14 protein-coding genes are annotated in these 12,891 nt (G+C 36.8%); 1 reads left to right on the plus strand and 13 read right to left on the minus strand.

The annotated features are described in order from the left end of the window. Positions 1 to 71: 71 nt before the first annotated feature. The 10 genes from HWV02_RS13575 to HWV02_RS13620 form a co-directional block, all read right to left on the minus strand. Positions 72 to 641 carry a hypothetical protein gene (locus HWV02_RS13575; RefSeq protein ID WP_211688211.1) on the minus strand — a complete coding sequence of 190 codons (570 nt, stop codon included), beginning with the start codon at positions 639 to 641 and terminating at the stop codon, positions 72 to 74. A 142-nt stretch (positions 642 to 783) separates the two neighbouring features. Then, positions 784 to 1,869, minus strand: coding sequence for a protein NO VEIN domain-containing protein (locus HWV02_RS13580; protein WP_211688213.1), 1,086 nt, complete (start codon positions 1,867 to 1,869; stop codon positions 784 to 786). A 509-nt stretch (positions 1,870 to 2,378) separates the two neighbouring features. Beyond that, positions 2,379 to 2,960: a hypothetical protein gene (locus HWV02_RS13585; protein ID WP_211688215.1), complete on the minus strand. Its 582-nt coding sequence runs from the start codon at positions 2,958 to 2,960 to the stop codon at positions 2,379 to 2,381. Positions 2,961 to 3,063: 103 nt separating this feature from the next. Next, the gene (locus tag HWV02_RS13590; protein ID WP_255550333.1) at positions 3,064 to 3,816 is read right to left on the minus strand and encodes a hypothetical protein; all 753 of its coding nucleotides are present in this window, start codon (positions 3,814 to 3,816) and stop codon (positions 3,064 to 3,066) included. A 59-nt stretch (positions 3,817 to 3,875) separates the two neighbouring features. After that, the gene (locus HWV02_RS13595; RefSeq protein WP_211688217.1) at positions 3,876 to 4,400 is read right to left on the minus strand and encodes a macro domain-containing protein; all 525 of its coding nucleotides are present in this window, start codon (positions 4,398 to 4,400) and stop codon (positions 3,876 to 3,878) included. A gap of 6 nt (positions 4,401 to 4,406) precedes the next feature. After that, complete coding sequence (locus tag HWV02_RS13600) at positions 4,407 to 4,952, minus strand: hypothetical protein (RefSeq protein WP_211688218.1); 546 nt, start codon at positions 4,950 to 4,952, stop codon at positions 4,407 to 4,409. A gap of 132 nt (positions 4,953 to 5,084) precedes the next feature. After that, positions 5,085 to 6,842, minus strand: coding sequence for a DUF2326 domain-containing protein (locus tag HWV02_RS13605; protein WP_211688220.1), 1,758 nt, complete (start codon positions 6,840 to 6,842; stop codon positions 5,085 to 5,087). A 226-nt stretch (positions 6,843 to 7,068) separates the two neighbouring features. Further along, the gene (locus tag HWV02_RS13610; RefSeq protein WP_211688222.1) at positions 7,069 to 7,659 is read right to left on the minus strand and encodes an ABC-three component system protein; all 591 of its coding nucleotides are present in this window, start codon (positions 7,657 to 7,659) and stop codon (positions 7,069 to 7,071) included. A 2-nt stretch (positions 7,660 to 7,661) separates the two neighbouring features. Next, positions 7,662 to 7,934: a hypothetical protein gene (locus HWV02_RS13615; protein ID WP_211688223.1), complete on the minus strand. Its 273-nt coding sequence runs from the start codon at positions 7,932 to 7,934 to the stop codon at positions 7,662 to 7,664. 161 nt (positions 7,935 to 8,095) lie between these two features. Then, positions 8,096 to 9,013 (minus strand): DUF2971 domain-containing protein, encoded by a 918-nt coding sequence (locus HWV02_RS13620; RefSeq protein ID WP_211688225.1) that lies wholly within the window; start codon positions 9,011 to 9,013, stop codon positions 8,096 to 8,098. A gap of 622 nt (positions 9,014 to 9,635) precedes the next feature. Here HWV02_RS13620 and HWV02_RS13625 point away from each other — a divergent pair. Continuing rightward, positions 9,636 to 10,664, plus strand: coding sequence for a tyrosine-type recombinase/integrase (locus HWV02_RS13625; RefSeq protein WP_211671986.1), 1,029 nt, complete (start codon positions 9,636 to 9,638; stop codon positions 10,662 to 10,664). Between the two features lie 143 nt (positions 10,665 to 10,807). On the opposite strand, the gene HWV02_RS13630 is transcribed toward HWV02_RS13625, so the two are convergent. From HWV02_RS13630 to HWV02_RS13640, 3 genes are read right to left on the minus strand one after another with little or no spacing between them, the layout of a single operon-like run. After that, positions 10,808 to 11,476: an ATP-binding protein gene (locus tag HWV02_RS13630; protein ID WP_211671987.1), complete on the minus strand. Its 669-nt coding sequence runs from the start codon at positions 11,474 to 11,476 to the stop codon at positions 10,808 to 10,810. Positions 11,477 to 11,520: 44 nt separating this feature from the next. Beyond that, positions 11,521 to 11,949 (minus strand): DUF5522 domain-containing protein, encoded by a 429-nt coding sequence (locus HWV02_RS13635; RefSeq protein ID WP_255546804.1) that lies wholly within the window; start codon positions 11,947 to 11,949, stop codon positions 11,521 to 11,523. A 16-nt stretch (positions 11,950 to 11,965) separates the two neighbouring features. Next, positions 11,966 to 12,787 (minus strand): cobalamin-binding protein, encoded by an 822-nt coding sequence (locus tag HWV02_RS13640; protein ID WP_211688227.1) that lies wholly within the window; start codon positions 12,785 to 12,787, stop codon positions 11,966 to 11,968. Between the last annotated feature and the right edge of the window lie 104 nt (positions 12,788 to 12,891).

Genomic DNA, 12,891 nt, shown 5'->3' on the forward strand with positions numbered 1-12,891 from the left:
TATAACGCCTGCTCAAGCGGAACGTAGCCTACTGTTTCAGCTCGGTTTAAAGCTCTTGCCAGCTTGTTTATTTACGTTGCTTCGGGGTTTAAAATAGGATTCACTAAGTGTTTTTCCACTAACTTAATAATTGTTTGACAAGCCGTACTTAGTTGATCAAGTGGAATAGATTTAGTTTCATGGATTGTAAGATGAGCCACACCTTTATTGCCGTTTAACGCAGCGAGTTTAAGTACCATTATTTCATTATTAGATAAGTAATCTAATGGTTTATTATGTAACGGTAAACGAACTAGACCAAAGCTACTCATTACAATATCACCAGGTTTGGGATCATAAGCGAAAAAATTATTATTTTTATCTACGCTAACTCCTAATAATTGCAACATAACTCTGACCATAGCTATTCCAGAGTCTAAGATAGGGTCGGTCAATTGACGAGAATGCTCACCAGAGTAAAACTCCTCCCCATTGAGAGTGAAACTCGCTTTAGTAAAGCTAGCGACACCATCATGACAATTATTATCGAACATGAACTGGCTAACCTTTCCACAAAGTTCAATTTCACGTAAGCGAGGCTTAATGCGTTCATTTATTACGTTCACTCTCTCAAGTGAAGACAATTCTGCTACTTCTGACATTTTATTCCTATAAATTTACCATTGATGATAAACGCAACAAGCTAACGCCGCCAACAACAGCGGAGCGAGCTGGCGATTAAATTGCTCCGCAATTTGAGTGACAGGTTGCGGAGTCTGATTGCTTGGCCTTGTTATATTCTGCTCACCTAGGGCTTAACTTATACTTTACAGGTGTAAGTTCAAATTCACTTAAGACATCCTCAAATGATTTATATGAAATGGAAACCTCTTCACCCTCAAAATTCACTAATGCCAAACTAGTACAGTCAGGGTTGTTTTTGAAAAACTCAACTTGGCGAGATGAAATATATACATTTTCACCAAACCCCATCTTGCTAGACTTCACTTCGATGTAATGATCGACAATTTTACCGTCTTTTTCTCTTACTGACTTTATGTCATAAACTGAGGTGGGAGCACCTTGGGACAACCATTCAACAGAATTATCATTAAGATCTAAACTCCTGACGTAGTCTAGCTCCCTTTTATAAACCTCAAGTTCGCCTCTGTAACCAATCTCTTTATCTACACGACTATTGACGGGAGATGATATTGTAGGATTACTTTCATTTTTAAGCTCCCCAGAAAAGTATCTATAAAATATATTTTCTAGAACAACTATCTCCCTCTCAACAACTTGACGCTCTGCATTTTTTGAAGTTCCTAGTTTGTTAACAGCCAGATCATATGCAGAACGAATAATCCTTTCGGCATGCTCCTCCTCGAGATATCTTCTTCCATAACCCCAAGCTGTATAGATAGGAGTATATAGGCCATCCCTAAAATCATATGGCAATGGAGATGTAAAAAGAGTTGTTAGATCACTCTCGGCTGAGGCGTAATAGAGTAAGTCTTCAATACTGCCTTCGATCTGATAGTCTGTACGTATAATGCCGTCCAAATCATTAATCACTACACCAGCATGCACGCCTAATACAACAGATGGTAACTCTTTATCTTGTTTATAAGTAAAAGAGAAAATAACAAACTCTTCATCAACTAGGCTTTGCGCTGGTAGACAAGTTGGTGGCAGATATATCTTCACATCACCATTATCTGGTATAGAAAAATTCATACACTCATGAAATCCTTGACCACCAACACCTTCATCGTATAATTCCAAATACTCATTATATTCTTCTTCAGTCGGAACCTTTGAATACTTTAGGTATGAAGGCAAGCTTTCACGATGATCATAGTGTGTTTTTATGGCTATAAATTTCGGCATCTAAATACTTCGCGACATTGGATTGGAAATGTAACATTTTTATAACAGGACTCTCGATTTTCCAAATTCATTCACCCAATAAAAGTAGATTAATCAATTGAAAAATAAGATTATACTTCAAATTTATTAATTACATATTTATGGGAAAGAGAGCCGTCCTGTAAATTATTTATTTAGTCTTATAAGTTATATACAAGGCTACCTATGTAATTGAGTATATTGACATTAATTCTAGGCTACAAGATAAACCTGACTGCCTTTTGACAAATATCAAGCTCATGTAAGCGGAGAAGAGCCATAAAATGTATGGCAAACTGTCATGAATAAAATATGCATGAGTAGTTGCACTAACTCATTTTGGGGCGTTTTGGCTTAGAGCGATCACATAAACCATTGATGGACAGAAATGGCTTAGAGTTTGAGCTTTAAACGGGACAGTTCGCATTACTAAAGGTATAGCGAAGTAGAGGCGCTAAGCGTCGAACCAAAGGGGATCATTAATTCCCTTGTCATGCCTTTTCACCAACGGACTCCACTTGTGTATTTAGTATTTTACGCATCATTATTAGTGCGAACTTTACACCGTCTTTTTCTGCGAGCATATCTTTGAGATAAACCTTATTATCACCATATTCTTGTGGAAATCGGATGCTCATATAATTCATTGTCTTTTTTTCGGCTTCCCAGAATCTGTATTTAACCTCTGCATGACCAGAATACTTTTTGAGGAAGCGGTCTATAGTAAGGCCTTCTCTTTGCCAATTTACGAGTTCTTTACTTACCCAGACATTATCCCATGTTTCGAAAACTGGGAAATGGGCGAGAATATTACGTACGAATTTAAACAACGGACCGCCTATTTCAGACTCCATTGGTGGACGTTGTATTTTTATAGCCTCAAGAACGTGTTTGAAAGGTTCATAAGTTAACAGTTCTGAATACACTGCGAAGATATTTGATACCTTACTAAACCTATACCAATCTTCCTTTTCCCAGAAACTATCCTTGATAATTTCATCAAACAAATCGTAAAAACGATTGTACCCAAGAGATAGGAACAGCTCTTCAGATTTATTGGGGCTCATTTCCATAGTTCGATTTACCTTGAGGCATATGAAGCCTTGTTAACGTGATAAAACAGTGTGCATAATGGTGAAAGCGGCATGCGTTTTGAGCCACTGTTAAACAACTTTTTTAACCTAATATTTCACGCCTGACCAAATAGTTTGCGGAGCAAAGATCATAATATTTAGCCAACTGGTAAGACTTTTCTGTTGGAGGCGGTGCAAAAAAACTAATTGGCTCTTTAATTGATATTATGAAACAAAGGAATTCAACTGCTCCTATTGTTTTATAGAAGTTCATAGGTACGCCGTAGTCGGCATCTTTAAATGCACCATGCAAAATACCATGCCTATTTGTTTTATCCTCGAAGGGGTACTTACTTGAACTAATATAAAAATTATTTTTAAGGTAATGCTCAAACGCTTCTAGAGCAGGAACTATTTCCCTCACAATTCCGAGATTATTATTGATCATATGCTCCCTACATTTATGAGCCAGGTCGGAGAACAGTGTTCGAATACCTTTGTTCCTACCATTACTAAACTTTCTCTCTACTCCCCACTCATCAACCAGCATGTTACCAACACCTTCAACCACTGGCATTAAAGTTGCTACAGCAGCATAATTCAGTCCTAAAAAATGGGCTTCAATTGATTCTGAAATAATATCCTTATATTCACATATATAGGGAACTACTGGATATCTTTCAGTAACCATTGCAGCTTGATTAACACTTGAATAGAGATTTTTAAGATATGGTTCTATATCTGGTTGCTCTGACTTATTGATTTCTTTAGCTATTGCACTGATATAACCCATAGTAGAGTGAGATGGTATAAACCAACCAACGCTAATGAATAAATCCCTATAAAAATCCACCATACTCTCCATATTTTTCCAACACCCGAATAAGGTGTCGGCTGCGCGACACCTATTCTTATTTATGTGCCTGTTTCGTCTATGCTTAGTCTACTCTTATATTTTCTATACAAGTCTTCTTCAACTATATAGAAATAAACCTCAATTCCTGTATTTAAGTAAGGTTTGAGACTATTTATGGCAACTTCCACCGCTTCTTCATGTGGGTAACCATATTTCCCGCATGAAATAGCAGGAAAAGCGACCGACTTACATTTATGCCTAATTGCCAACTCAATACTGTTTACATACGCACTATGAAGTAGCTCTTGTGGTTTGTTGGAATCTTTATAAATAGGACCCACTGTGTGAATTACCCATTTTGATTCCAAAAAACCAGCACTTGTAATTCTCGCACCTCCAACTGGACAACGAATACCATCATATAACTTCAGTTGCAGGCACTCTTCCAATAAGCTAGGGCCAGCAGCTTTATGAATAGCTCCATCCACACCACGACCTCCTGTCAAAGAAGGCTTTGCAGCATTGACTATTGCATCAACTTTAGCTGCTGTTATATCACCTAGTATAATTTTTATGTTTGCCATTCCAGCTCACGAATCAACACCAAAATCCTTAGACAATGAACTCATTAGCTTGTCATTTGCCTTATCGAGCTTTGATTCATCAAATTCTCCAGTAAAGTATGCGGTAAACTCACTTTCCCAAGAGTCCAACTCTTGAAATTTAGCGACTTCTGCAACAATACCAGCATTAATTGCATGACCTTGGTTTGTAACAAAGCAAATATCCATAAACTCTTTGTAGGACTTTTGCATCTGTTTAGACCAAAATGGTCTAGTGGCGTGCATTTTTTGGTCTACCTTCCTCTTGCACTCAATTACATCAGAGGGTGTAAGTGTTTTCCATTTCCCAACACGTTTAATGTAACTATAAATATCATTTAATGGCTCTTGAATATCTACATATATGTTTGCACGTTTCTCTACTATCGCCTGACTAGCTTGTAAGCGACTCTTCAACTTCTCCAATGAACGATTAAACCAAAGCCCCGATATCAATAGCACTATAATTGGGGATACTATCGCAAGGATAGGAGCAACTTTTAACCAACTATCTACATCCATAATTTCTCTCATTTACTCATTTTGTGATGCGGGCATATAACGTCTGCAATAAGGAGTACCCCACCGAACCGGCAAAGCGCACCGAACTTCATACCAAAAATGCCGAGTATAACGCATCACCTTGATTGCTTTGTTATACTAAGATTAAAATGCGGACATTCTAAATAATCGACCTGAAGAGCCTTTATCGTGAAGTTCTCTAATTATTTCCTTTGTTTTAAAATAAACCTTTTCTCCGGCGGGAGTATTTGGGATGTCACTATCTAGAACACTAATTATAAATTGCATGCCAAACTCTTCTGATAGCGACCTCATTTTATCAATTAATTTTATTTTAACTCTATCATCTAAGCTTTCTAAGAGGCCATCATGATAACAAAAACGATAAAAGCTTTCATTGGAATGTATTAAAAGAAGAGTGAAGTCAAATATTGCAGATAAAGTTCGCGTATAGGAAAAACCATCATTAACAGAAGTTTGATCTTTTAGACCAATATTAAATTCGAGATTGCCATCTCTATTTGTATCGGTGTAGAAGAATGCTGATATACCTAATACATAGTCGACGATCTCACTAAATATCTCAACTGAGTTCTTCATTTTATTATTATCACGAACTCGTGTAGCCTTTTGTAAAATCTTTCCTGCCTCAGACTGTTCCGCAATAGCCTTATCTAAGTTCTCAGATAAATTAGAAGCTGCATCTAGTTTCTCAACACGATCTTGCAACACAGCTAGGCGACTTTCTTCTTTAGATAGTTTAGCTTGTAATATTTTATATTTCTTAAATGCATCTTTTTGCAACAAGATAGATGCTAACTCTTTTTGTTTTTGGAGTGACTTGGTTAGTGCAACCTCAATTAATCCTCTCTCTTTATATAGTTTCCCTTGTGATTGTTTGAGCCTATATTTTCGACCAGTAGACATTTGTTGGTTCAATTCAATCAAATCTTCATATGAATTTGACAAGTTATCCGGAAAGTATATTTCAACTTCGGAAAACAATTCTTTAACTTTATTTAAATCAAAAGAAAATTCAGTATTCAATGATTCTTTTATCGCGAAGAGTTGTTGGTCAACTTTATATATTTCAGAATTTAAATCAGAAACTTTTTTTGATACTACTTGAACAAGCTCCTCATTAATATCGATATCTGATCTTCTAAAGTCAAATTGATCTAACTCTAGTTGCATTCTTGAAACTGCAGCTTCAATTTGAGCTATTTCAGCATCTAAGCTTTGAGCACTTTCTTGAGGTAATAGTTGTATCTGCTTGATCGCACTTTTCAATAACTCTATTTTTTTGTTTGTTTCATATTTATTTTTAACTATTTCAGAGTTTATCCCTATCACTCCAGCCAAATATGATTTCCAACTTGAATCAGGCTCCCTACTTGTATTAACCTTAAATGTATCCTCATATTGTGTTTGTTTTCTCAAACAATAACGAAGACCATTACGATAACTAAATCCTTCTCGAGTTACGATATCCAGAGAAACAATAGAATCAAAATACTTTTTTGCCTTATCTAGACCAAGATCTGTTTCATCCCACTTTTCATTATCAAAACTTGATAAATTATCTTTTTTCGATAACGAAGTTAATGAAACTTTTCCATTTACAACTCTTTTTATTGTTACGAAACAATCATCTCTATATTCTATTTCAAGGTAAAATATAAAACCTTTAAACTCTTCCTTCTTAAGGAATGAATGCTTATCAATAGATTTAAGAAGCATATAGTTGATAAGTTCAACTAACGTGGTTTTACCTAAACTGTGTGATGATTTACTATCATCATTTTTTGTAACATTAGCAAAGATGACATTGAGACCATCTCTAAACTCAATCGTTGGAAATAAATCTTCTTTATTTGAATAAATTTTACTTAATTTTAACATTACAAAATTTCCACTTTATCTTTTTCAATATTATATGTAGCCTTACCTAGCAAATATAACAAACCTACAGACAAGGTTATATCTTGCTCATTAATATCATTGCTCGATAATAGACAATAATCATAAAGCTGATTTAGACTGGAGCTTCCACGAGTGATTAAACATTCAATAACTAATGAAGACACATAGATTAAGCAATAATTAAAATTGGTAAAACGATGAGGGCTTAACATTTTCGCTCCTCCTTAGTTTTTTTACCGATAAAACAGGCCGCGTACAAATAATATAAAAACAAGGAAATAGCATCCTCCTTGCCTTGTAAATGCTTAAATTCAGAATCTAATAAAGCCTCTTCAATAGAAGCCAACAGCTCTTCAAATGTATCAAAGTATTTTCTCTTTATAAATATCTTCCTGTTCAAATTACAAACTATATTTGAAACAAGTTGCTGGAGATCTTCATTTTCACGTTGTTTTAGAAATTTATCCAATTGAGAAAAATATGGCTCGAATGAGATTGCAATAAAGTCATCATAGTACTCTTGAGTTAAACCATTTAATTTATTCTTCTCTTCAACATCAATAATTTTAAAATCTGTACAACTATCTTCTCTTTTATCAATGGCGCTATCAATATTAATTATAACTTCTCGCATTGAACTAGGGTCAAAAACGATGGATCCTATTGATGTAGAGGCCAAATTAACCAAACTATTTAGGTGTATATGCGTTCCATTATCAATATGTTGGCTACCAGAACCATTATTGACGGCAGCAACAGAATTTTCATTAGAATCAGCTGAATTTCTAGTTATCATATCTATTTATTACTATCATTAATAATTGCTGTTGAACCATTATTAGCTTTGGCCGAATTTATTTTTATCCCTTTTACCATGTGTGCCACTATAAGTGCTATAGCGCAAAAGAAAACCAGGCCAAGGAAAACAAGCATAATTATAAATGTTTGATCACCAGATAATTGAGAGAAAATATCTAATTTTAACCAATCTTTGTACAAACCAAAAAACACAGCAGCACCGACAGTTCCTAAACCTCCAACACCAAGCGCTGCTTTAAAAAAATTTTCCAAAGTTATCTCCTTATTAACATTAATTACTGTGTACAACTTTACCTGTTTGTCTAACTCCGAACTAAGCGGACTGAAATTGTGGGTTAAAATGTGTAGCTAATCGAAACCCACAGTTTTAGTTACGTTTAAGTGCCTTGTTAGTTTTCGGTAGCTACAAACAATTATTTACCTATTTTACTCATTGAACTCATATAACCATCCAATTGTCCCATTGCATTTATCATTCTAAATGGATTGCTTCGTGCAGCATCGTCTTCATCTGCTTCGGTTATATTACACCAAGGGCATAACTCGCTATCAGCAAGAAGTGGCTCTGAACAACTATTACAAGTGCTAGGCGCGGGAGTGATACATTCTTCTGAAAATGTAAATATATGTTCAGTTTCTGATTTCATGTATGGTTTAGGGTGACTTTTACCTATAACTAATTCATACCAAGCCAAACTATTCATCTCCGCCACTTTCTTGCTCAATTCAATGCGGCTTTCAGGGTGTTTGGGACCAACTATAATGGCTGTGACTAGCTCACACGGAATATATAATATGTCGTTACCGACAACCTTCTCTGTGACCCCCTTCATATCAACAAACCTACATTCTTGTTCATATTTCCAATCATCATATTTAGAAAAATATGACTCAACAAAAACAGCTTCTTGCAGATCATATGAGTATCTAGGTTTTTTTAATACTGCAGCTCTCTCAAGAATCCTTTTTAAACTTTCGAGAGGCTGTTGCCTATAATCTACATCCAAAATTGGATTCCCTTTAAAATGGCTCTGAAGACCTTCTAAATCAAATTCTAATACGAAGCCCGTGTGGTTATTCGCATAATGAGCCCACATAGGGGAAACAATTGGAGATTTGGAAAAGCATGTAGTAGGACTTTGGGGTATCTCGCTAATTATGTCTTTATAGAAAGCAAGTTGCTCAGTTGGTGTATTTAAGTCCATACCAAGAAATAGCTCATAAGGATCATTATAATCCTTAGGTAATGAACACTTTACCCCACAAAACCCTTCTTTTTCAAAAACAAGTTCAATAACATCACTAGAAAAGTATTTGTAAATTTTTGTCATTTGAAGTGCACCAGTGTAAAAAGAAAACTAACGGTGTGTTATACGGAATTCCGTATAACAGCTAAAAACCACTAGCGTAAAAACATTGAAATTAAATCATTGTTTAATAACAATAAACTACACCATTTTTAGCATTTGGGTTGTATTCCCTCTTATTTGGATATACAGAATACAGTTGTTTATACAGGTCCGTATAAACAATGACCAAATCTGTTCACCCTAGACACTAACAACTAATAAAATGAATAAATAAGCGAAAATACTAATCTGATATTAAAGCAGACCTGAGAAAATGCGCAGTCCTGTTAATTATTAACAAGGACACTATGCGGCTGATTTTATTGACGTTTAATTTTATAGCAAGGAAAAACAAGACTATTTAATAACAAACTGTGACAGGAGTGAAAAACAAACAACTTATAGGCTATAAATCCCCCCTATTCAGCCTACTTCAATATAATTCAAATGCTTACACTCCCTTACACTGTGTATCTAACAACTATAAACAAACATTGAACACATCTAATTTAAGCCCTATCATATATAACACTGTATATAAAAACAGTTATCATTGTTTTATAATATTAAATACATTGATTTACGCGTTATAAGGAAATACACCATGTCTATTCGTAACCTCAAAGACGGCCACAAGAAACCTTGGCTTTGTGAGTGTTATCCGCAAGGTAGTAAGGGCAAGCGTATTCGCAAACGCTTTGCGACCAAAGGCGAAGCAACAGCGTTCGAGCGCTACACAATGAACGAGATTGACGACAAGCCCTGGTTAGGCGGCAAAGAAGATAATAGACGTTTATCAGTGTTGCTTGATCTGTGGTGGAAACTGCACGCTAAAAACTTAAAAAGCGGTGCTAATGCATTTCGCCGACTACAAATCATTTGTGAGCAATTAAACGATCCCGTCGCATCAAAATTAACCGCCAGAGACTTTGCACATTACCGAGCAAACCGAGTAACAATGGGAGTACATAATGGCCTTACTGGTGCTGAACTGGCTATATCTTCACATAACTATGATTTGTTGTGGATGAAAGCAGTGTTTAATGAACTAGCTCGATTAAATGAATGGAATCAACCTAACCCACTTGCAGACATGAAGATGTTAAAAACAGCAGAACGCGAGCTAAGCTACCTTACTCAGGAACAGATAACACAGCTATTAGCAGATGTTCAAAGCAGTCCCATTGCGATACAAATGACACAAATCATTAAAATTTGCCTCGCAACTGGCGCACGAATAACAGAAGCAATAGACCTAAAAGGCGCTCAGGTAACAAAGCACAAAATTACCTTTATCAATACCAAAGGTAAAAGGAATAGGACAGTGCCTATTTCAGAGGATTTATATAATGAGATATACCAGGACACAGCAGGCAGGTTATTTACGTGTGGCTATGGCGTATTGTATAAATGGCTAAGCCGGTGTATTTCAGGTTTACCAAAAGGGCAAGCAACGCATATTTTAAGACATACTTTCGCGAGTTATTTTATGATGAACGGGGGCAATATTTTAGTATTACAGAAGATACTTGGTCATGTAGATATAAAACAAACAATGGCATATTCCCACTTTGCCCCATCACATTTACAAGACGCCGTTTTGTTTAATCCGCTTGCCTGCAGGGGGAAATAAAGTGGCGATAAAATGGCGGTGAATAATACAACCATGTATGTGTATACAGTGGTATTCAATCATACACCATATAAACATACATTAGAGGTCACTTACACCACCAAACCATAAAGTCTTGATTTAAATCGTATAAATACTAATACTTAAGCCAACTCTAGGTCTATCCAAGTGTAGTGCCCTTCACTGTTTATATTACCGGTTTTAATATCAATGGCGTTGGAAAATAACGGACTATCAAATACGAAGGTATGAAATTCCCCGTTCTCACCACAAGGATCGATACCTTCTGGTAGGCTAGCGATAAACGCTTCATCAAAGACTTTACCCACATAATCGGCAGATAAACGACGAGGGTCAACACAGGTAACAATCGCTTTCTGTCCACCCGCCAACATATCGCTTGCAAGTTGTTGGGTATCGAGCTCCCACAACGGGAAAATCGCTTCAATACCTGTATCGACTAGATTATTAACACGATAGTTTTTAATGTCCGCTAAAAACAGATCGCCATAAGCAAAGTTAACGACGTCACGCTGTTTGGCTTTTTCAACAAACGCATCCATTATCGCTTCGTATTCAATATTGCTACACGGATAAGGAATTTCGATAATATCCAAAGGTAAGTTCATTGCCGCAGCCTGACGCTGTAACAACTCAATACGTACAGAGTGAACCGCGGTACGTTGATATTGCGCATTGACTGAGCAAAAGATACCTACGATCTCAATAGATGGATCGTTCGCCAATTGCAAACACGTCCATGCTGCGTCTTTGCCAGTACTCCAAGACACTAACGTTTTTTGTTTTTTCATATACTTCAACTATCTAAGAGCCAATAAATAATCGTACTCTACGCTTATCTATAAGCGCAATGACGACAACCATTACCACAACAGCGAGCACGTTTTAAGTGATACCACTCACTAAAAACATAACGGCCATCTTCAATGGTAAAATCGATGTTCTCAACTAACTCTGTTTGATGACGATACGGTTCAGCCAGTGCAAGACGCGCTTTTGGTGAACCTGCCGCATTAAGCTGCTTAATGATCTCGACGCCGATGGCCTTGGCTAAGCATGCTTTACACAAACAATCACTCAAGGTACCTAATGGCATTATAGCGGGTAAATCTTGACACCAACAACCACCCTGCTCAATTGCCGAGGCAACGCCACAACCAAATTCCGCTTGGCATTCTGAACATTGCTTAGCCACAGGAACGGGCATTGGGTCTACATTCTCTTCGATGTTAACAACTGCTTCATCAACGACTGATTTCGTCATACTTTCAATTTCCAAGTTATTCATTCTCACTTTCGTTTGCGTACTGCTGTTGCCATGCTTCGATAATCTCAACAAGTTGATCTAAACCGTCGGTTAAGGCAGCTGGACCAGGTTGTAATATATTTGCCGATTTGACTTCAAATAATTGCATGTTTTTAACTGCACTGATCTTGTCCCACCCTGCTCGGGCAGCAACATGCTCAGGCTTAAATTTACGGCCACACCACGAACCAATGATGATGTCAGGATCCGCATCGACCACAATAGTCGGATCAGCAATAATACGGTTCTTCGCTAATGACTCTTTAGCAAGGTCGGGAAAACATTCGTCACCACCTGCGATCTCAATCAGTTCTGAAACCCATTGGATACCCGACATTAATGGATCGTTCCACAACTCAAAATAGACTTTAGGACGCTTGCAGTACTTAGTCGCATTGAGTTTAATACGCTCAATCTTACTTTCTATCTCTTGTAACCAAATCGCAGCCTTATCACTCGCACCAACCAGGCTTGCTAACATCATGATCATATTGAATACTTCTTCAACCGAACGCTGATTAAAGATATGAACAGCAATGCCCTGCTTGATTAATTCACCGGCGATATCAGCTTGAATATCAGAAAATCCGAGAACAAGGTCAGGTTTTAAATCGAGGATCTTATCTATCTTTGCAGACGTAAATGCAGATACTTTAGGATGCGCTTGTCGCGCTTGCGGCGGACGAACAGTAAAACCGGAAATACCTGCGATACGCGCTTCTTCGCCCAGTATGTACAGCATTTCTGTCGTTTCTTCTGTCAAACAGACAATACGTTTCGGATAGTAATCCTTCATTTTATTTAATCCGCAATTTAATTCGATTTACGAAAGTATATCTTGTTTATAGGAAACTGAATACCCAGCAATGATAAGGTTATACCACCTTATAATACTGGGTA

The sequence above is a fragment of the Moritella sp. 28 genome (assembly GCF_018219435.1).
Classification (GTDB): Bacteria; Pseudomonadota; Gammaproteobacteria; order Enterobacterales; family Moritellaceae; genus Moritella.